Source organism: Pedobacter indicus (genome assembly GCF_003449035.1).
GTDB lineage: Bacteria > Bacteroidota > Bacteroidia > Sphingobacteriales > Sphingobacteriaceae > Albibacterium > Albibacterium indicum.
In genome coordinates this window covers 589,859-609,252 of the sequence record NZ_QRGB01000001.1, presented here as the reverse complement: position 1 = coordinate 609,252, position 19,394 = coordinate 589,859, and the positions used below count along the sequence as shown (strand labels likewise).

The window sequence follows — 19,394 nt, the reverse complement described above, 5'->3', positions numbered from 1 at the left end:
TTGCCGGTTAGAATCTTTTTTTTCGCTTTAATGCGGGAAATTTCATCTTGTAATCTACATTTACGCGCCCTTTTGCTATTGCATCTAGCTTGCTTTTTAATAATGCTTTGCGTAATGGTGTAATATGATCAGTAAATAGTTTGCCCTCGATATGATCATACTCATGTTGAATGATTCTCGCGGCTAGGCCGTCATAGGTCTCCTCATGTTCTTCCCAATTTTGATCTAGATAATTGATGGTAAGTTTAGAAAGGCGAGAAACATCTTCTCGGATATCAGGAATACTTAAACAACCTTCGCTAGAGGACCATTTCTCTCCCTCTTCCTGAATGATAATTGGGTTTATGAATACTTTTTTAAAATCTTTTAACGGTGGTTCGTCTTCTTCGTAAGGAGAGGCATCGATTACGAACAACCGAATTGATTTGCCGATTTGGGGAGCGGCAATACCGACACCGGACGCAGCATACATCGTTTCGAACATATTGTCGATAAGGGTATTCAGCTCTGGATAATCTTCGTCGATTTCTTTCGCTTTTTGCCTTAAAATAGGGTCTCCGTATGCTATGATGGGTAATTTCATGGGTCGTATAAAGTTTTTAATAAAGTGCTAATTTATTAATTTTTATCAAAAGAAGGTTCATATAAGAGGGTAGTCAACTGCTCTGTTGTGAACAGTTCGTTTGCAACTTCCCATAAATCGTTCGCAGATACGCTTTCAATTTGCGAGTAGATTTCATCGAGCGTTTGTACATATCCAAGGTCAATCAGATTTTTAGCCATGGAAATAATCAGCGACATTCTGTTCTCTTCTCCCAATGCTATTTGTCCGATAAACTTATTTTTTGCCTGTTTTAAAAGTGTAGAGCCTAATTTTCTTTTTGTAGAATTTTTTATCTCTCGGAGAACGAGGGCGCGTGCTTTTTCTCCTTTATCAGCTTCGGTGCCAAAATAAATTGAAAAGACCCCCGCATCAGAATATGGCGTGTAGCTTGACTCAATTGTATAGGCGATACCGTGTTTTTCTCTGACCAAAAGATTGAGGCGGGAGCTCATTCCCATACCACCGAGATAATTATTGAGTATCATTAACGGCATTTTTTTTGGGTGGTTAACAGGGTAGGCACGTGTACCCATCATGTAATGTGCTTGGTTGATGGGTCTTTTTAACGAAAGATTTGCTGGAAGAATTGCGGGTGGTGGCAAACGTTTGCGCGCTACTTTATGATTTTCCAGATGACTGAAGTATTTCGATGCAATTCGTTGTATGTAGCTCAGCGAGTAATTTCCCGTTATACCCAATACCATATTTTCTGGTTGGTAATGTTTTTCTACGAAAGCAAGCACGTTGGGTTTCTCCAATGCGCTTAGATCTTTTTCTGTGCCTAGAATGTTATGTCCTAACCCACTCCCGGAAAAGATAAGATCCTCGAAGTCATCCATTATGGCATCTTCAGGACTGTCTTGATATGACGATATCTCATCCAATACGATGCCTTTTTCTTTTTCGATGTCTTCATTAGGAAACACAGAGTTAAAAAGGATGTCCTCAAAAAGGTCAATCGTTCGGGTTAAATGGGGATTTAAAAAAGATGCATGAATGCAGGTATATTCTTTGGTTGTATATGCGTTTAAATCGGCACCAACCAACTCCAGTCGATTTAAGATCTGATTGGTGCTTCTCTTTTTTGTTCTCTTAAACAGGAGGTGTTCGACAAAGTGAGCTATCCCGAATTCGCCGTTCTGCTCATCTCTTGTGCCCACATTAATAATCATACACGCGTGTGTGATCGGCGAGTTTGTGGGGTGGAATACAATACGAAGCCCGTTTGCCAGGGAAAAAATATGGTGATCCATTAGCGTGCAAAGATAGGAAAAAAGCTAGAGCTAAGCTCAGCTTAGCGTGGACCCGGAGGTCCGAATCTTCCCGGCATTCCGGGGCCTCTGCGTTCTCCTTGTTCTCTTCCGCCAGTTCCACCTGCGAATTTATCAAATCGATACGACAATGTGAGCATGAAATATCGGGCAAGACGGTTGCTTCTTCTGTCATTTATTGTATTCTCGGTAACGGTTCTTGATATATTAACCTGCTCGTCTAGCAGGTCATATCCTTGAAGACGCAGGGCGCCCTTGTTTCCTTTTAGGAATTGCTTCTCGAGGTAGGTATTAATAATAAAAGGGTTTGCGTCAACATCTGAAGTATACCCTGAATTGGACATTTTATTTAAGGTTAATCCCCATAAGAATGTTGGAGTAAAATACACCTTGCTGTCCATCTCCATTGACCAGGTATGGATATTTAAATTACTTCGGTTATCTATTGAGTTCTGCGTTGTATTAAAAGAATAGCGTACCCCTGGTGTTACTTCGAGCCATTCTTTCGGGTTTATTTGCATGTTTAAGCCCTGTGATAGCACCCAGTTCTGTGCCATATTCTTTTCACTATTGGTGAATGAGATATTATTATTGAAGTTCGCCGATCCATTTAAAGAGACGACATACTTTCTATCCAAAAATGGTTTTGAGTAATTATAGAATCCACGCAAACTATAATAGCCATCTGTATTGAGATAAGTTGTCGATTGTACAACACCGTGTACTTCATCGATACTTTGAACCCGGTTCGAAACAACTTTGTCGTTCGTCATGGTACCGTTTAGCATGACAAAGAGGGAGTTCCCGGATGCATAATCGAAATTGTTATATCTGAAATAAAGATTATGAGAGAACTCTGCGGCGAGATCGGGGTTTCCGGTGACTGGGAACTGAGGGTTTGAGATGTCGGTTACGGGCTGTAACTGAGAATAGCTGGGCTCGTTCGGTCGTCCGGAATAGTTAAAACTTAGTCGTTTTGTTCGCGAAAATCGATATTCGAAACGGGCAATCGGGGCGAAGTGTGTCGAATTCCGCGAGAAAGATAGTGATTCGTTGTTGATAACCGTATTGCCTTTTAATGAAGACGGTTGTACACTTGCGCCGATAGAGTAATTTAACTTGTCTGTCCGGAATCTGTAGTTAAGATTGATGTTGTTATTGATGAATTTATAGTCGTAGATATTGCTTAATTCTGGATTATACTCAGTTTCACCATCCGGATTTACCGTATTGGCTATTCGGTCGTTATCGTAATTTGAGAAGTCATAGCGATATTCTAGCTCGATATTACTGTTTTCTCCTAAAGGTTCGATGTATGATATCGAGGTACCACCATTTAGTCGTTTGTTTTGTAAGTCAATTAACTGTCGCTGATATATGCTGTCTTGACTGGCATTCATGCCAAAAAGGTACGTTTCGGTTATTTCGTCGCGATCACTTTCGGTACTTGCGTTGTTAATCGAAAAGTTCACGAATAGGTTTCGACCTTTATCATTAAAACGATGATTGAATAATCCACTCACCCCAACATTGGGAGAGCTATTATGGTTTACGTTATTTCTATTTACGAAGTTTTCTAACTGTTCGTTTTGTGAGAACTGCGAATTCTGTAGTGAAGTACCATTTGATGTACTTAGAGAAAAGGATGGGGATAATTTGAAAAAGTTATTGTCATCCAGTTTATATTCTACGTTCCAGTCGAAACGGTGGTTGTTCCCGATCGTCGCTTCGTCTGTGTTTCCCTGATTAGTGATGATTAAACTATCTGGATAGGTGTTTTGGTTAAAAGAGCTACTTAGGGTCGAATTATCGTTATGACTATAGCTATAACTGCCGTATGTCGTGAGCTTTTCGTCCCAAAAAGATTTGCGATAGTTGAGACCAATCGACCCTGTGGTTGTCAACCCATTTTGATTTCCTCCAAATCCGCCTCCAAATCGTCCGCCCCTCATACGCCTAGCTCCGCCACCTTGCGTATTAAAATCGAATAAATCCGCGTTGGTGTTGTTTAAGTTGGCTAAGGTGGAAAATTGTCTAGAATCAGCGAAGGAGCTGTACATACCAGTCAACTGATAGCGCTCCTCAGTTCCTCCACCTACTCGGAAATTTCCGAAATCTCCACGATTTTTTTCAGGGGCAATTTCTATGTTTAAGACACGTTCGGGATCACCGGTTCGATTTCCGGTTAAATTAGCTTGATCACCGTAATCATCTATAATTTGAATTTTTTCGATGATGTCAGCTGGCAGATTTTTTGTTGCCGTTTTAACATCCCCTCCAAAAAAGTCTTTCCCATTAATTCTTACTCTGGCCACTGATTCTCCTTGTGCTGTAACGTTTCCATCTTTGTCTACCTCTACTCCGTCCAACTTTTTCAATAGATCTTCTGTAACCGCTCCATCCCTCAGCTGGTAATCCTTCGTTCGATATTCAAGCGTATCTTCTTTTACCGTTATCATCGGCGTACCGTCTACCGCAACTTCTCGGAGCAGCTGTGAGGATTCATTAATTAAAAGAGTCCCTAGATCAAGCTGTTTTTCATCGTCAAACTGAAAAGAGAAGGTCTTTGTTTCATAGCCAAGACTGGATATAGTAAGTGAGAACGATTTTGCGTTTACATTTTTGAATTCAAAATTTCCATTAAGGTCGCTTGTTGTCACCAACGAATCAGATATTGTTTTAAGTTTTACGGAAGCCGCGATAACACTCTGACCAGTAGAGTCCTGAAGGAGCCCTTTAACCTGGTTTCCGTTTTGCCCATAAACGGCTGGTAAACCCACTATTAGGCATAAGGTGACGATGATAATACGCATGGAATGATAAGAATTTAAGTATAGGGTTGTTAGTTGTTTGCCAAGGTTACGATGTGCCAGACACCGGGCACTTCTTTGCGAGTGATACCTGATCGTGAAGTGGATCGGCCGTAGGGATCCATGCCATAGTATGGATAGCCGTATCGGTACCTTCTAAAACCAGGATCGGTATATCGAGTGGTAATTATCTCATTAATTCGTAGGTTAACAGCAAAGGGCTTACTTTTATCGATCCCTATTTCATCTAGGCGAATGGCCAGTTCATAGTTTAGTACATCTGCAGAATCGATCTTTGCAGCTGGTCGTATCCCATAGTTATTATTAATTGAGATCATGCCATCTACAATACCATCAAAGTTTCGGACGAAAATTGCGCGAACAGTTTTCAATCCAAATTCACGCCTATTTACTGCTTTCTCCGTACTGCTTTCCTCATTTACGGCTCGCAAAGCAGCTTTATCTGGTAAGGGGAATATAACACTGGGGCCTGGTTTCTCTTTAGCTTCGGTGTTGATGGTAATATTAAAGCCATTGTAAATTGCCTTTAATTGTTGCATCTGGTGAGGAACTTGTATATAGACGTATAAATATTCGTTATCGTTAGCAATACTATATTTTAGACCTTGGTCTTCGTAAAAGTATTGGAGACTATCTTCTTGCCAATCTGAGAAATCAGCATCGATTTGGAGTTTTTCTTTCCAGGCTAATCGTTCTTGAGCCTTGAGTGTTGAGTCAGTAAAAAGACAGATCAACAATAAAAGAATAGTTAAATTAGGGACAGTATTCATGCCATTGCAAATATTGTTTTTTTGACCTAAATTCTATTGTAGAGTTTAATTGTAATGTAAATATTACAAATGGCAGTAAAAACTTCTTCATTTGTGGTTACTTTTATACCGTGTCATTGTCCAAAGAAGAGTTTTGTGATCGCGTTTATGAATTTGCTCGCCAGGTTCCTGAAGGGAGAGTTACAACTTATGGTGCGATTGCTAGAGCTGTAGGTGAACCTAAATCGTCGAGAAGGGTTGGATATGCGATGCGTGTTTCAGATCAAGCAGATAGCCCAATACCGGCTCACCGAGTTGTCAGTAGTTCTGGCACGATTAGTTGTAAAGCGACAAGAGTCCGCCAGTTTCTAGAGAATGAGGGTGTTGATATAGTTGATGATAAAATCAGAGGCTTTAAAAAGCTGTTTTGGGATGAATTTGAAAAATAGCTTAATCCATCTCTAAATCCTCTCGCTCGTCAACTCTAACGTCAAGTATGAATTTATCGTAAAACTCTTGGTCTTGATCAGAATAGGTGCCGTAAGCGTTTAGTATCATACCCGTTTTTCCATCCCCGCTCTCGATAGCGTATAGGACTGCCATGTCTGCAGGATCAGAATCCCCTTCAAAGCGATATGTTTTAACGATGGTTAGTTCATCTGGGTTGTATCGTTTGCTATTGCCTTCTAGATATGCGCCGTCTCTGCCAATTTTAAATTCGTTGCCGTATCCCTTTTCGTTGAGCCGGTTCATAACAAGCGATAGGGGAGTCATTGAAGCTGAAGTACTCATGCTGTATATATTATTTAAATTAAAATAACTTGTGAATTTATGGATATAAACGTCTGTACAATTAATTTGTTTCGTTCAAATAAGCTTTCGATTGTTTTAATCTGGGTTGAAAATGAAGAACTGTGCTTGAGCGGGATCAATTTTTAACTCTTTATTATTATTTAACATAATAAGGTGTCCACCGTTTTGTGCCTTATAGAACTCTTGGCTTTTATCCGAAAAGGAAATCCGTACGATATTATCTTCAATTACGACCCAACTGCCCGTATGCTTCGAAGTTTTTTTGGTTTTACTTTGTATAAATCGTTGAGACTTTACTACTGAATTGTCATTTTTAAAATCTAAGGTGACTTCAATTCCCGGACAATCATCACAGGGAACGGCTCCTTTGTAGACTCCTGCCGGTGCTACAAAAAACAAAGGGCCGCGCGGTCTCCATTCATCGAGCGTTTCGGGTGACACACTTGAACTAGTTAAATCCTGGCTGATTTTTGGGGAACAACTTAACAAAACGGAACTTATTAAAAGAAATAGTATCTGAGGTAATTTTCTTTTCATGAAAACATATTATAATTCAATACCAATAACGGGAATAGTTTGCATAATAGTATAAGCAAATGATTAATCTTTATGCTTGCTACTCTTTTTATATATGCCGAGGTTCACCATTATTGTGCCAGTAAGCATCACAACGGTTATGATAAATAGTGATTCATTGATAAACGGCAATACCTTATAACTCATAGCTGCCAACCCTTGTAACATCAGCGCTAATTCATTCGCGATTATGCCAATAATAAAGACAATCATGCCATACCATAGGAGTCTATTATAATTAATGTATCGCGCATATAGCAGGTATCCCAAAATGAAGATTGTGATCACAGCAAGGAAAACAAGGTGTAAATAACCGATTACGATGGGTCTGTATCCGAAAGCCATGTTGTTTAACGAGGGAATAGCGGATCCAGCTTGCAGGATAACTTTGATGGTATATGCAATAGCGGATAAAAGCAAAAGCCAACTGACCGGAACCGATAAGCTTGGGCGGAGTGCAGGTAAATGTCCTCGTAATTGATTGACGAACCATACCCATCCCATAAGTAATACAATCCCTGAAGCAGCTACTATTAGATAGATTCCTAGGGGAAAATGCATCCACAAGGTAGAAAGGAAATAAGAGATTGCAGTTGCGATACTATAGAACCAAAAAAACTTATTCGTTCCCGTCAGATTTATCCCTTTGTTGTCAAGAATGTTCAGGAACAAACCAAAACAGGAAAAGAAGAAAAACCCATTATACTGAAAGTGTAAAAAGTAGTACGTGGTCGCTTGCTGTATATTGATGTCGCGATTTCTTGAAGCCATTAAGTAAACCAGAAACATGATTCCTAGGGTGGATAAAAATGCAAAGATTATAGAAGCTTTGAACCAGGGAAAACTGGGAAGCTTTACAGTTGATTTCGACATGTCCCTCCATAATTGAACGCCAAAGACGTACATCGCAAGGATGGAACATGTAGAAAAGAAAATAGAAACAGGGCCATATCCTTGAAATAGGAACGAGACCAGCATGCCATATGCAGATGCGAGATTGAAAAACAAGACAAAATTATATTTCTTAAAATGTTGATCACTAAATACGGACGAGACTCTGCATGCCAAGAGGATCATAATCATTTGTGTGATCCAACCGGTCATCGCAAAATGAGAATGGCTGTGTTGTAGGTACTTCTGATTAATGATAGGCAGCGAAAATGTAATTTTGTATCGCAATAGAACTCCTAAAATCGCTACTAACAAGAGGCTGATAAGAGTCAAGTTTATCCATTTTTTAAGGGTCATGATTACTACTTTTTCAGTACGCGATGATTGGTCAGATATGTTCAAAGATAAGTTTTTTAAAACGAAGACAAAGTTTTTAGAAATATACAGGATTATGACCTAAGTCATATTAATGGAAACAATTCGTGTATATATTTGTTTAAATATCATATAAAAGTAAAATTCTCAGAAATTATGAAAAAACTATTCTATTTGGTTCTTGTAGTTGTGTTTGCCTATTCTTGTTCTGGCAATAGTTCCAGCAGCGATACAACGAGTACCTTAAGCACAAATGAAAGTTCGGTGGCGGATGATACTGCTGCAGACGTTCAAACAGAGTATGATGCTCTTGTTGGGGAGGGTAAATTTTCAGAAGATAATTTCGAATTTTCTCATGATTCGGAAATGACTGAAAAAGGGAATGCTATTTATAGCGCTAAATGTCAGAGCTGTCATAAACTCACCGATGAGATGTTGGTTGGACCGGGTTTCAAAGGAGTTAGTGAACGAAGAACTCCGGTTTGGATTATGAATTTCTTGACAAATACAGATGAAATGATTGATCTGGATCCTGCTTTACAAGAACAACTGGAAGTTTGTATGGTTAGGATGCCTGATCAGGCTTTAACGGATGACGATGCACTAGCAATAGTAAACTTTTTCCATGAAAATGACACTAAGAATTAATTAACAATTTGATTTAAAATTATTTAGCGATAGCCTGTTTAGGCTGTCGCTTTTTTTTTGTTTAAAAAAGGATAAAAAACTCTTCTGTTAAAAAATGATTACATTTGTAATAAATGTTAGGCAATGATATTTTCTAAAACATGTGAGTATGCTATTCGTGCAATGATATACGTTTCACAACGATCTAATGAAGGTTTTAAGGTTGGCGTTAAAGAGGTGGCAAAGGGCATCGATTCTCCAGAGCACTTCATCGCAAAGATTCTGCAAGATCTGAGCAGGAAGTCTTTGCTACAGTCGTTTAAGGGACCAAATGGTGGGTTCTTCATAGAGAGTAGTTCAGAAGTAACCTTAGCGGACGTTGTCCGAGCGATAGACGGCGATAAGCTATTTGTAAATTGTGGTCTGGGTTTAGGATATTGTTCAGAAACCCACCCTTGTCCGATCCATAGCGAGTTTAAAAAAATTCGAAATGATGTCTCTCACATGTTGAACTCATCGAAAATAACAGATTATAACGAGCTTCTTAAAAATAAAGAAGCTTATCTACGGTTATTTACGAAAGCAATTTAATAATGATGATGAAAACAGAAAAAGGTGATATTCGGGATTTAGATGATATAAAGAAACTGGTTGACACCTTCTACGATAAAGTTAGGGAAGATGAACTACTTGCCCCCATTTTTAATGGCATAATTCAGGATCGTTGGCCTCAACATCTAAATATCATGTATACTTTTTGGCAAACGGTGTTATTAGGAGAGCATACTTATTTTGGTAGCCCTTTTGTTCCTCATGCAAACCTGCCGGTCGAGCATGTGCATTTTCAAGCTTGGCTTAAATTGTTTAATGAGACACTTGATGAGCTTTTTGTTGGTAAAATAGCAGATGAGGCAAAATGGAGGGCGGACAAGATGGCTGTGATGTTCGAAACAAAAATTAAATATTTCCAATCTAATAATAAACCTTTATCATAGGCTTAAAAAAGTCGAAACAGATCAAACTTTCATGTTAGTGTAAAAAAGTATAGCTTTTCTGTTAATAAAGGATAAAAAGGTCTTTTATTAATAGAAAAGCTATATCTTTGTGATATTAATCCAACGAGTTAATAAAATTAAAACCATTTGCTATGATTACTACAGAAACCCTCGATGTTACGACGATCGAACCAAGATTAAAGCACCCGACTATCTTTCAACATTTTGATGCGCTTAAACCGGGTGAGAGTTTTGTTATTCATAATGATCATGATCCGAAGCCTCTTTACTACCAGTTATTAGGAGAGCGTGGTGCTATTTTTAAGTGGGAATACATGGAACAAGGTCCAACTTCTTGGTTAGTAAAAATTACGTTAAACTCTTCAGGTGCGACGGACGATGCAGAAACGGTGGGGGCAATCGCCGCCAAAGATTACCGGAAGGCTGAAGTCTTTAAGAAACTCGGTATAGATTTCTGCTGCGGCGGAGAAAAATCTCTTAAGGAGGCAAGTGTTGAAGCTGGAATTTCAGAAGAGAAACTGAAAGAAGAGCTTGAACAAGCTAATACGGTAACTACATCGGCCTCTCAAGATTATAATAATTGGAAAATTGACTTTCTTGCCGATTTTATTTCGAATACCCATCATCAATATATCCGCGAAAGTTCAACTGTGATAACCGGTCTAGCAAGTAAAGTAGCTCAGCATCACGGAGCTCAGCATCCTGAACTTTGGTCTGTCAACAAAAAAGTAGAAGCTTTGATGGGTGATCTCCTTGATCATATTTCCAAGGAAGACCAAGTTTTATTCCCCGCAATCAAAGATCTAGTAAACGGCAAAAAGGAGCAGGATTCTTCCGTTGAAACTATTATTAAGGCAATGCATGAGGATCATGACCATACAGGAGAAGATTTGCGTGAGCTTCGAACGTTAACTGATGATTATAAATTACCACCAGAGGCCTGTAATTCCTATACTTATCTATTCGAGAAACTTAAGGAGTTCGAAAACGATACCTTTAAACATATTCACCTTGAAAATAATATTCTTTTTCCGAAGGCAATTCATTTAGAAACACAAAGCTAACGACGTTTGTTGATGAAGCGAAGGCTTTTCCTTTTAATGTTTTATTTACCAATAGGCATCCTCAATATTGGGGGTGCCTATGAAACTTTTAATAATACTGTGGGTATATAATTTATGGTATTTGAAAATTCAAAGACGACGGACTATTCTTCTATTTTGCCGTTCTACGGCACGGCGTCCGTCTTTTTTCTTTTCCTAACGGTTTTAATGTTTATCGCCGCTGACCGATTCGAGACACATTTTTTTAAAGCGGAAACTTTGGCATTGGTTCATCTTGCTGTATTAGGGTGGGGTACGATGATTATTTTTGGAGCAGCATATCAATTGATTCCTGTTATTTTTGGGAAAAAGCTGTATAGTTCAGGCCTTGCCTATGCTTCCTTTTGGTTTCTTCTGTTCGGAACTCTTTTTTTGGCTTTTTCTTTTTGGGGTTTTTTAATAGGCTCTCCCATGGTCACAGGCGGTAGTATGGTATTGATTAGTATCGTGCTTTATAATATCAATGTTATACAAACTTCTAAAAGATCTGATACTTCAATCCAACGAGCATTTCTTATTATATCAGGAATTTGGCTGCTACTAACGGCTTCTATTGGTCTTTTGCTGGCTGTTAACCTATATATACCTTTCCTACCTACCAGCCATATGGAAGTTCTTAAGATACATGCTCATATGGGTTTCGTTGGTTGGTTCCTGCAGTTAATAACCGGTGTTAGCTCCAAGCTAGTACCCATGTTTCTATTTGGAAAGTCTCAGAAGGAGTTTCTCTTACGTGCTTCTTTGGTGTTACAAAATATAGGCTTAGTCGGTTTTGTAGTTGATCAAGGGTTGTTTGGATCATCTCCGCGTATGTTTGTATACTTTGCCATCGTAGTGTGCGGCATGGCGACTTGGTTTTATTATCTTGTAGATGTATACCGGAATCGAGTAAAGAAGAAGGTAGATATGCAAATGAAATACACCTTTATTTCATTACTGTCATTGACTGCCGCCATTTTCATTGTGCCAGTTTTAGTATTTGTTTCCGGCAATCAATGGAGCATTCTGTACGGCATATTTATTATTCTTGGCTGGGTCAGTGGGATTATTTTTGGTAAAACCTTTAAAACCTTACCATTTATCATTTGGAATAAACATTATGAAAACATGCATGGTAGAAAGAATATTCCCTTACCCAAACACCTATATAATGAAAAATACCTTTATTGGCAATTTGTTGTGTTTGTCGTGGCTTTTGTTTCGCTTTGTGTAGGTGTAGGATTATCACACACCCTGATTATCAAAATCGGTCTTTCCTTTTGGATATTGGTGGCCATATTATATAATTTGAATGTAGCTAAAGTTTTTTTTCACAAACCTGTCAGTCATGGAACTTCAACTTAACGATCCCTATTTCCCTGAAAAATCAAAGATCATGACCGCACTTTATCAGGTGGTGGATCCTGAACTCATGGTAAATGTTATCGATCTTGGTTTGGTGTATGACATCGATTTGTCTGTACCCGGCGAGGTGAAAATCGTGATGACATTAACCTCAAAAGGCTGTCCTTTAGGGCACGCGATTGAGCAGGGAGTAAGGAATGCGGTCAATGATATATATCCCAATACAAATGTATTGGTCGATATCGTGTGGGAGCCTGCCTGGACTTTTGAAAAGATTTCCGACGAAGGGAGAGAACAATTAGGGTTTTAATACTCAAAATCAATTATCTAAATGACTCAGGTCACTGTTTGTATTCAGCAGATGTATTAGATTTGTTATAAAGAAAAATAACAATAAAATAAAATTAAATAATTGATTATGAAAAAAGTAAACATCCAACAATTAGTCAAAAAAATGGTTCCTCTCGGAGCTATCGTAATGGCTTCACTTGTCGCAGCTTGTAGCGGCGCGGGAGGTGGTCCCGGCGTTATGGAAGCAACCTTTGAAGGTGAAGGCGATGACTTAGAAAGAATACAACAAGAAATGGTAATGCCACCATTGGTTCCAGTACACGAACAAGTAGCTACTGGAGGGCCTAAGATCGTTGAAGTAACACTAGAGATTGAAGAAAAGAAGATGGAAGTTGCACCGGGAGACTCTATCTGGGCATTGACTTTCAACGGCTCGGTCCCAGGACCTTTAATTGTAGTACATCAAGATGATTTTGTTGAGCTAACACTAAAAAATCCGGCTACAAATGCGATGATGCACAATATTGATTTTCATGCTGCAACAGGACATGAGGGCGGTGCAGATATTTCTAAAGTAAATCCGGGTCAGGAAGTAACGTTCCGGTTTAGGGCAACCCGTGCAGGGGTATTCGTATATCATTGCGCGCCAGGTGGGATGATGACCCCTATGCACGTAGTCTCTGGAATGAACGGTGCAATTATGGTTCTGCCCCGCGAGGGACTAAAAGATGAGAAAGGCAAGTTAGTAAAGTATGACAAAGCATTTTACGTAATGGAACAAGATTACTATTTGCCGAAAAACGAAGATGGTTCTTTTAAAAGCATAGCGACAGCTAATGAAAGCATGACAGAGATGGAGAAATCGATCAGAACGCTGATCCCGACTCATATAGTTTTCAACGGTAGAAGGAACTCCCTCACTGGTAAAAATGCGATGAGCGTAAATGTAGGAGATAATGTATTATTCATCAGTGGCCAGGCAAACAGAGACACTCGTTTGCACTTAATCGGTGGGCATGCCGACTTATTCTGGCCAGGCGGGAAGTTCGCTAATACTCCTTACACTGACTTTGAGACCTGGGCTATTCCTGGAGGATCGGCAGCAGCAGCGTTATATAAGTTCAGAGAGCCTGGCACATATACGTTTCTTAACCATAACTTAATAGAAGCGGTCGCTTTCGGAGCTGTGGCTCAAGTTAAGGCAGAGGGTGCTGAATGGGATAATGCTTTAATGAAAGAAATTACGGAACCAGGACCGATAAAATAAGCATGTTTTGATTTGTTGTTAATAATAAAGGAGCTGTCATTTTTTGACAGCTCCTTGTTCTTTTATCGGAATTTCTTTAACAAACAACTCTCTAGAAGGCCTCTCTAGCTAGTAAACTGGATCATATCAGCAATGATCTTAAGACTTTCATCTTCAATTAAGTCTACCCCTTTTTCTTTCGACTCATCATCTTCTTCACCGACGGGCAAGCCTAAGGATGATCTACGAGCGTCACGTCTTGCTTTCGATCGTTCTTCATTTTTTGCCCGTTCAGCTTTTAACTTCGCTTCCTGTAGTGAGACACTGGTCTCGCTTTCTCGTTTATTCAGATAGGCAATATCCTCCAATAAGTTTTTATACTCAGACGAGGTCTTCATGCGTTCTTCATGTTTGATATTCAAACTATCGATTACACTTCCTAGGTCAGCGACTTCAGAGTATTTTGTTGCATTTATCTGATCCCAAGGTAAGGCTGCAGGCTCTGAGCTTTCACCGAATTTATCAGCTGGATAGATCATCGGGAACTCGATATCTGGAATTACTCCTTTATGTTGCGTGCTGCTGCCGTTAATTCGATAGAATTTAGCCATGGTGATGTTAATTTGCCCGAATGCAGGCGCGTCTTCAGATCCCATAGATCGTATGGAACCACTATCAGCACTTTGAGCTTTTAATAACAAACGATTTGCAGGACTAATAACACGAGCCATGTCGATCGCTGATTGTACTGTTCCCTTTCCGTAGCTTTGTGTGCCTATAATCACACCCCGTCCATAATCTTGTATAGCACCGGCGAATATTTCTGATGCTGAGGCACTGAACCGATCGATCATGACACCCATAGGCCCGTCCCATAAAATTTCTGGATCATCATCACTATCCACTTCAATGCGATTTCTGGTATCTCGAACTTGTACAACCGGGCCGCTTTTTATGAATAAGCCTGTTAGTTCGATAGCTTCCATAAGTGATCCTCCTCCATTTCCGCGCAAGTCAACTAAAACAGCATCAACGTTTTCTTGTTTAAGTGTGTCTAAAATTAATTTAACATCTCGCGTCGTACTCTTATAGTTAGGATCTTTCGCGTTGTAAGCTTTAAAGTCAATATAGAATCCTGGAACTTTAATAACCCCTACTTTATATGTTTTACCATCATCGCCTGTGATATTTCTTATTTCTTTTTTTGCGGATGTTTCTTCCATCACAATTTTGTCTCGAATAAGCGATATGATTTTTGGTTGAGAAGTTAATTCTTGTCCCGCTGGGATAATTTTCAAGCGAACTTCCGTTCCTTTTGGCCCCTTAATTTTAGAAACCGCATTGTCGAGACGCCACCCAATAATATCAACAAATTCTTCATCCCCTTGAGCTACCCCTATAATACGGTCATCAACCTGTAGTGTTTTATCTTTGAATGCTGGACCACCCGGCAATATCTCGGAAATCTTGACAACCTCATTGTCCATCATTAACCGCGCACCGATCCCTTCAAATGTTCGCGCCATATCTTCATTGAATGCTTGTGCGAATGAAGGGTTAAAATAATTGGTATGCGGATCAATAGCCCCGGTGAATGCATTCATGATAATTTGAAATGCATCATCATTATTATATTTTTCAGCTTGTGAAATCAAGTTGTTATAGCGGTCAGTTAGTGTTTTAACACGTTTCTCTTTATCTTCTTTTCCATCCTCTTCACGAATTTTCAGAACCAACATATCGTACTTAACACGTTTCCGCCATGTTTCTTCCGCTTCTTCTTGTGAGTTAAACCAGTCCTCATCCTTCCTATTATAGATATATTCTTCATCTTTTGTAAAGTCAAAATCACTATCTACTAATGAGACAGCATAGTTAAGGCGTTCTAGATAGCGTTTCTGGTAGACATTAAATATATGGAACATGGCACTCAAGTCGCCATCCGTAAGGTCTTTTAATAAAATGGGACGGTATTGCTCAAAACTTTCTATGTCGCTTTTTAAGAAATAATTCCTGCCTTCGTCCAATGTTTTTAGATATACATCATAAATCTCTGACGAAAGTGAATCGTTGAAGGGAACCTTCTTATAATGCACAGTCTCAAACAAACTCACCAAATCTTTGGCGATAACACCCTGCGCTGCGTTCGGTTTAAGCGTCCCCGGTCCTTCCCCATTTAAATCCACCCGCGCACCTGCACTACATGAAATAGCCGCAGCGATAAATATGGCTAAAAATACTTTTTTTAACATTTCTTGAAATGATTTGTAACTCATTCTATAAACTTGATAAATTTATAAAGCTCTTACTTGTAAATTAACAAAATAAAATCCACTTTTCGTGGAAGCCTTTAATAATTATAAAAAGATTAAAAACTAGATATTAATCTTTTTACATTAGGATTTGTTTATTGATAAATTCGACCTTTAAAATATTGTACGAATTTAGGGCTAGAGCGGCTTCATTATATTTGCCCATATTCAAATAAGCATCACCTATTCCATCTTCGATCTCAACAAGCATGGCATCCATACCATGCTTGGAAGCTAGTTCTTTTGCATGTTTGTAATCTTTTATGGCCAATGCTCCATCTCCGATTTTGTTTTTTAACTCAGCTATCCTGAACAAACTTTGAGCCAGTCCCCTTTCATCATTGTGTAATGTCGCTACATCCACCGCTTGCAAATAGATCCATTTTGCTTCCACATACTTTTCCTCGTTTTCCTTGATTAGTGCTAATGTGTTCAGTGCTGTAACAATGTTAGGATAACTTCTTGTTTTTTGAAGAAGAGGAAAACTACGTGTCAAAACTAAGTTGTGTGCTGCACGATAATTGCCCATCTGCGCTTCAATATTGGCCACGGATAACGTGTATAGAGCTTCCGCAAGAATGTCCCGGTTTGCCTTTGCCAACTGAATCAGTTCATCATAATACCTGAGGGAAGCTTCATACTTCTGGGCGTTGTTTTCCAGAATCGCTAAGTTATTAAGGATAGCGATGCTTTTTGACTCATTACTGAGGTATTGGTACTCTTTTAAGACTGCTGCGAATAAGTCGCGAGCAGCCTGATGTTCGCCTTTAAGGAGCTTGATAATCCCCAAATGATTTTGCCAAGACCAAACAGAATCGAGCTTATTGGCTTGCTTATAATAGACAATCACTGCCGATACCTGCTCTTCTCGACTCACAATAGATGTATCCTTTGTAATGTTGCCGGGAAGCTTTCCGTTGTCAATTCTTTTTAGTTTTTCAAATAATTGAAGCCGATCTATCAATGACAACAATTCACTTTGCTCTTTCTTTTTATCAGAATACTGTTCTTGAATAATCTCTATTTTAGTCTTCGGTGGCGGTAAAATATAAACTTTCGGGCCGATTCCTGAAAATTGTTCATTATATTTTGACGGTTGGTTCAACTTGGTTTGACCATGGCTTTCGAAACCCGAAAACAGAAACAATAACAGTCCGCACATCCATAGTCCCTTTCTCATACACATCTTTTCTTTGTTAAACCTAATTCTTTATTGTGATTATAAACTCTTTGCAAATATAATGCAAATTTTTCCATGCTCTGTTTTGAGAACCCATAGTCACGTCATCTGAAAAAAATAATTACTTTTGTTCATAGATGGCAACTCTACCACCATTAGCAGAAAGATTACGTCCTCGCTCACTTGATGACTATATCGGACAAGATCATCTTGTCGGCCCCAATGCGGTATTACGAAGTGCGATCGAGAATGATAACATCCCCTCGATGATCCTTTGGGGTCCACCCGGAGTCGGAAAAACTACTTTGGCACACATTATCGCAGAAACTTTAAAGCGTCCTTTTTTCAATTTGAGTGCCATCAATGCGGGAGTAAAAGATATCAGAGATGTAATTGAAAAGGCAAAGGCTATCCGAATTGCTCAAACGGAGCAACCTATACTATTTATTGATGAAATACATCGATTCTCAAAGTCGCAACAAGATTCACTTTTAGGTGCTGTAGAAAGCGGATTAGTAACTCTAATTGGAGCCACGACAGAAAATCCGTCTTTTGAAGTGATATCCGCTTTATTATCACGCTGTCAAGTTTATATCTTAAAGCACATCGAAGAGCGTGACTTGATCCATCTTCTAAACACTGCTATTGAAAAAGACGAAAGCCTGCGAAATAAAAAAATAGCAATTAAAGAATACGACGCTTTACTGCGGATATCGGGCGGGGACGCACGTAAGCTTCTTAATTTATTGGAGCTCGTTTCCAATGCTGATGATGCTAGAGCTTACCCGATTGATAATGCGCTTGTATTAAAACTAGTACAGCAAAATCTGGCATTCTATGATAAGTCCGGAGAGCAACATTACGATATTATATCTGCCTTTATCAAGTCTATCCGTGGTAGCGATCCGAACGCGGCGGTTTACTGGTTAGCGCGAATGATCGAAGGGGGGGAGGATCCAAAATTCATAGCTCGTCGTTTATTGATCCTCGCCTCAGAGGATATCGGGAATGCAAATCCCAACGCTCTTTTATTAGCGAACAATTGTTTTCAAGCTGTATCTGTAATTGGGTGGCCTGAATCGCGAATTATTCTTTCGCAAACAGTAACCTACTTGGCGTCATGTGAAAAAAGCAACGCATCGTATGAGGCAATTAATAAGGCTCAGGCGCTTGTTCGTCAAACCGGAGACCTGCCAGTACCTCTTCATTTACGAAATGCACCCACAAAATTGATGAAAAACATTGGCTATGGGAAAGATTACCAATATTCGCATGCTTATGAGGGGAACTTTGTCGTTCAAGAATTTATGCCGGAAAAGATCGCTAATACAAAGCTTTATGAACCAAGTACAAATCCTTCGGAGAATAAGCTAAGGGAAAAATTGAAAAAAAATTGGAAAGGAAAATACAATTACTGAGGGAGTTGCTGATCCGTAAGCCCTTCATAAGCTTTTTCTGCAGCAATTTTTTCCGCGTTTTTTTTGTTATAATCCTGACCGATGCCCTTCACCTCTCCATCGATAAGAACATTTACAGTAAATAAACGAGATTGGTTTTCCTCGTCATTTTTTACTTTAATAAACTGAATTTCTTTACTGTTTTGTTGACACCATTCAATAAGTCGGCTTTTGAAATTAGTTTCCGTGTTTTCTAGCATCTGTATGTCTACAAAAGGCTCTATAATGCGATTGAGTATAAACAGTTGAGTTCTCTTGTACCCCCGATCCAAGTAAACTGCACCGATTAACGCTTCAAAAGCGTCCCCTAAGAGAGAGCTTTGCCGATGCGGATAACCCAACATGCGCATATCGTACTCTATTAACTCATTTAATCCTAACTTTTTTGCAAGGATGTTTAAGTTTGCCCGACTGACAATCTTAGATCGCATTTCAGTGAGAAAGCCCTCGCCCTTGAATGGGTATTTTTTAAAGAGAAGTGTCGCGATGACTGATCCCAGAATAGCATCACCTAAGAATTCCAGCCGTTCATTACTGTTTTTGGCATTTTCATTTTCTTTGATGATACTAGCGGCTGACTTATGTCTAAAAGCCATTCGGTAAAGTCGAATGTTTCCAGGCACAAATCCCAGTAAGTTTTTTAAAGCTCGAAAATATTCGCGTTCTGAGGAAATATGAAGTTTATAGATTTTAGAAAAAGGCATAGCC

19 protein-coding genes are annotated in these 19,394 nt (G+C 39.2%); 9 read left to right on the top strand and 10 right to left on the bottom strand.

Annotation, left to right across the window (positions count from 1 at the left end; translation table 11 throughout):
• Nucleotides 1–7: 7 nt before the first annotated feature.
• From def to D3P12_RS02835, 4 genes are read right to left on the bottom strand one after another with little or no spacing between them, the layout of a single operon-like run.
• Complete coding sequence (gene def / locus D3P12_RS02850) at nucleotides 8–583, bottom strand: peptide deformylase (RefSeq protein WP_118193576.1); 576 nt, start codon at nucleotides 581–583, stop codon at nucleotides 8–10.
• A 35-nt stretch (nucleotides 584–618) separates the two neighbouring features.
• Complete coding sequence (locus D3P12_RS02845) at nucleotides 619–1,857, bottom strand: M16 family metallopeptidase (protein WP_118193575.1); 1,239 nt, start codon at nucleotides 1,855–1,857, stop codon at nucleotides 619–621.
• Nucleotides 1,858–1,898: 41 nt separating this feature from the next.
• Complete coding sequence (locus D3P12_RS02840) at nucleotides 1,899–4,688, bottom strand: outer membrane beta-barrel protein (RefSeq protein WP_118193574.1); 2,790 nt, start codon at nucleotides 4,686–4,688, stop codon at nucleotides 1,899–1,901.
• 29 nt (nucleotides 4,689–4,717) lie between these two features.
• Nucleotides 4,718–5,476 (bottom strand): hypothetical protein, encoded by a 759-nt coding sequence (locus tag D3P12_RS02835; protein WP_118193573.1) that lies wholly within the window; start codon nucleotides 5,474–5,476, stop codon nucleotides 4,718–4,720.
• Between the two features lie 110 nt (nucleotides 5,477–5,586).
• Between D3P12_RS02835 and D3P12_RS02830 the strand changes: the two genes are divergently transcribed.
• Nucleotides 5,587–5,904: an MGMT family protein gene (locus D3P12_RS02830; protein WP_245977369.1), complete on the top strand. Its 318-nt coding sequence runs from the start codon at nucleotides 5,587–5,589 to the stop codon at nucleotides 5,902–5,904.
• A 1-nt stretch (nucleotide 5,905) separates the two neighbouring features.
• Here D3P12_RS02830 and D3P12_RS02825 read toward each other — a convergent pair whose 3' ends face one another.
• From D3P12_RS02825 to D3P12_RS02815, 3 genes are all read right to left on the bottom strand, one after another.
• The gene (locus tag D3P12_RS02825) at nucleotides 5,906–6,247 is read right to left on the bottom strand and encodes a hypothetical protein (RefSeq protein ID WP_118193571.1); all 342 of its coding nucleotides are present in this window, start codon (nucleotides 6,245–6,247) and stop codon (nucleotides 5,906–5,908) included.
• 96 nt (nucleotides 6,248–6,343) lie between these two features.
• Complete coding sequence (locus D3P12_RS02820) at nucleotides 6,344–6,805, bottom strand: copper resistance protein NlpE N-terminal domain-containing protein (protein WP_118193570.1); 462 nt, start codon at nucleotides 6,803–6,805, stop codon at nucleotides 6,344–6,346.
• Nucleotides 6,806–6,868: 63 nt separating this feature from the next.
• On the bottom strand, nucleotides 6,869–8,092 hold the full coding sequence (locus D3P12_RS02815) for a hypothetical protein (RefSeq protein WP_157970242.1): 1,224 nt from the start codon (nucleotides 8,090–8,092) through the stop codon (nucleotides 6,869–6,871).
• Nucleotides 8,093–8,266: 174 nt separating this feature from the next.
• On the opposite strand from D3P12_RS02815, the gene D3P12_RS02810 reads away from it, so the two are divergent.
• The 7 genes from D3P12_RS02810 (at nucleotide 8,267) to nirK (ending at nucleotide 13,758) form a co-directional block, all read left to right on the top strand.
• Entirely contained in the window at nucleotides 8,267–8,758 is a 492-nt protein-coding gene (locus tag D3P12_RS02810) for a c-type cytochrome (protein ID WP_118193568.1), read from the top strand.
• Between the two features lie 123 nt (nucleotides 8,759–8,881).
• Complete coding sequence (locus D3P12_RS02805; protein WP_118193567.1) at nucleotides 8,882–9,328, top strand: RrF2 family transcriptional regulator; 447 nt, start codon at nucleotides 8,882–8,884, stop codon at nucleotides 9,326–9,328.
• Between the two features lie 8 nt (nucleotides 9,329–9,336).
• Entirely contained in the window at nucleotides 9,337–9,732 is a 396-nt protein-coding gene (locus D3P12_RS02800; RefSeq protein ID WP_118196940.1) for a group III truncated hemoglobin, read from the top strand.
• Between the two features lie 152 nt (nucleotides 9,733–9,884).
• Nucleotides 9,885–10,817, top strand: coding sequence for an iron-sulfur cluster repair di-iron protein (ric, locus tag D3P12_RS02795; RefSeq protein WP_118193566.1), 933 nt, complete (start codon nucleotides 9,885–9,887; stop codon nucleotides 10,815–10,817).
• 114 nt (nucleotides 10,818–10,931) lie between these two features.
• The gene (locus D3P12_RS02790; RefSeq protein ID WP_118193565.1) at nucleotides 10,932–12,200 is read left to right on the top strand and encodes a heme-copper oxidase family protein; all 1,269 of its coding nucleotides are present in this window, start codon (nucleotides 10,932–10,934) and stop codon (nucleotides 12,198–12,200) included.
• Nucleotides 12,184–12,510, top strand: coding sequence for a metal-sulfur cluster assembly factor (locus D3P12_RS02785; protein WP_118193564.1), 327 nt, complete (start codon nucleotides 12,184–12,186; stop codon nucleotides 12,508–12,510). Before D3P12_RS02790 ends, D3P12_RS02785 begins: the two co-directional genes overlap by 17 nt.
• Nucleotides 12,511–12,618: 108 nt before the next feature.
• Entirely contained in the window at nucleotides 12,619–13,758 is a 1,140-nt protein-coding gene (nirK, locus tag D3P12_RS02780) for a copper-containing nitrite reductase (protein ID WP_118193563.1), read from the top strand.
• A 104-nt stretch (nucleotides 13,759–13,862) separates the two neighbouring features.
• On the opposite strand, the gene D3P12_RS02775 is transcribed toward nirK, so the two are convergent.
• Both D3P12_RS02775 and D3P12_RS02770 read right to left on the bottom strand, forming a co-directional pair.
• Nucleotides 13,863–15,989 carry a carboxy terminal-processing peptidase gene (locus D3P12_RS02775; RefSeq protein WP_245977368.1) on the bottom strand — a complete coding sequence of 709 codons (2,127 nt, stop codon included), beginning with the start codon at nucleotides 15,987–15,989 and terminating at the stop codon, nucleotides 13,863–13,865.
• 139 nt (nucleotides 15,990–16,128) lie between these two features.
• The gene (locus tag D3P12_RS02770; protein ID WP_157970241.1) at nucleotides 16,129–17,229 is read right to left on the bottom strand and encodes a tetratricopeptide repeat protein; all 1,101 of its coding nucleotides are present in this window, start codon (nucleotides 17,227–17,229) and stop codon (nucleotides 16,129–16,131) included.
• A gap of 137 nt (nucleotides 17,230–17,366) precedes the next feature.
• Here D3P12_RS02770 and D3P12_RS02765 point away from each other — a divergent pair, with 137 nt between their 5' ends.
• Entirely contained in the window at nucleotides 17,367–18,647 is a 1,281-nt protein-coding gene (locus D3P12_RS02765) for a replication-associated recombination protein A (RefSeq protein WP_118193560.1), read from the top strand.
• Here the strand turns inward: D3P12_RS02765 and rnc are convergent.
• Entirely contained in the window at nucleotides 18,641–19,390 is a 750-nt protein-coding gene (rnc, locus tag D3P12_RS02760) for a ribonuclease III (RefSeq protein WP_118193559.1), read from the bottom strand. The genes D3P12_RS02765 and rnc overlap by 7 nt on opposite strands.
• Nucleotides 19,391–19,394: the final 4 nt, after the last annotated feature.

What these genes read in the sequence shown, in the direction of transcription:
- def (WP_118193576.1), bottom strand. Translation starts at nt 583, where the DNA reads ATGAAATTACCCATCATAGCATACGGAGACCCTATTTTAAGGCAAAAA.
- D3P12_RS02845 (WP_118193575.1), bottom strand. Translation starts at nt 1,857, where the DNA reads ATGGATCACCATATTTTTTCCCTGGCAAACGGGCTTCGTATTGTATTC.
- D3P12_RS02840 (WP_118193574.1), bottom strand. Translation starts at nt 4,688, where the DNA reads ATGCGTATTATCATCGTCACCTTATGCCTAATAGTGGGTTTACCAGCC.
- D3P12_RS02835 (WP_118193573.1), bottom strand. Translation starts at nt 5,476, where the DNA reads ATGAATACTGTCCCTAATTTAACTATTCTTTTATTGTTGATCTGTCTT.
- D3P12_RS02825 (WP_118193571.1), bottom strand. Translation starts at nt 6,247, where the DNA reads ATGAGTACTTCAGCTTCAATGACTCCCCTATCGCTTGTTATGAACCGG.
- D3P12_RS02820 (WP_118193570.1), bottom strand. Translation starts at nt 6,805, where the DNA reads ATGAAAAGAAAATTACCTCAGATACTATTTCTTTTAATAAGTTCCGTT.
- D3P12_RS02815 (WP_157970242.1), bottom strand. Translation starts at nt 8,092, where the DNA reads ATGACCCTTAAAAAATGGATAAACTTGACTCTTATCAGCCTCTTGTTA.
- D3P12_RS02810 (WP_118193568.1), top strand. Translation starts at nt 8,267, where the DNA reads ATGAAAAAACTATTCTATTTGGTTCTTGTAGTTGTGTTTGCCTATTCT.
- D3P12_RS02805 (WP_118193567.1), top strand. Translation starts at nt 8,882, where the DNA reads ATGATATTTTCTAAAACATGTGAGTATGCTATTCGTGCAATGATATAC.
- D3P12_RS02800 (WP_118196940.1), top strand. Translation starts at nt 9,337, where the DNA reads ATGAAAACAGAAAAAGGTGATATTCGGGATTTAGATGATATAAAGAAA.
- ric (WP_118193566.1), top strand. Translation starts at nt 9,885, where the DNA reads ATGATTACTACAGAAACCCTCGATGTTACGACGATCGAACCAAGATTA.
- D3P12_RS02790 (WP_118193565.1), top strand. Translation starts at nt 10,932, where the DNA reads ATGGTATTTGAAAATTCAAAGACGACGGACTATTCTTCTATTTTGCCG.
- D3P12_RS02785 (WP_118193564.1), top strand. Translation starts at nt 12,184, where the DNA reads ATGGAACTTCAACTTAACGATCCCTATTTCCCTGAAAAATCAAAGATC.
- nirK (WP_118193563.1), top strand. Translation starts at nt 12,619, where the DNA reads ATGAAAAAAGTAAACATCCAACAATTAGTCAAAAAAATGGTTCCTCTC.
- D3P12_RS02775 (WP_245977368.1), bottom strand. Translation starts at nt 15,989, where the DNA reads ATGTTAAAAAAAGTATTTTTAGCCATATTTATCGCTGCGGCTATTTCA.
- D3P12_RS02770 (WP_157970241.1), bottom strand. Translation starts at nt 17,229, where the DNA reads ATGAGAAAGGGACTATGGATGTGCGGACTGTTATTGTTTCTGTTTTCG.
- D3P12_RS02765 (WP_118193560.1), top strand. Translation starts at nt 17,367, where the DNA reads ATGGCAACTCTACCACCATTAGCAGAAAGATTACGTCCTCGCTCACTT.
- rnc (WP_118193559.1), bottom strand. Translation starts at nt 19,390, where the DNA reads ATGCCTTTTTCTAAAATCTATAAACTTCATATTTCCTCAGAACGCGAA.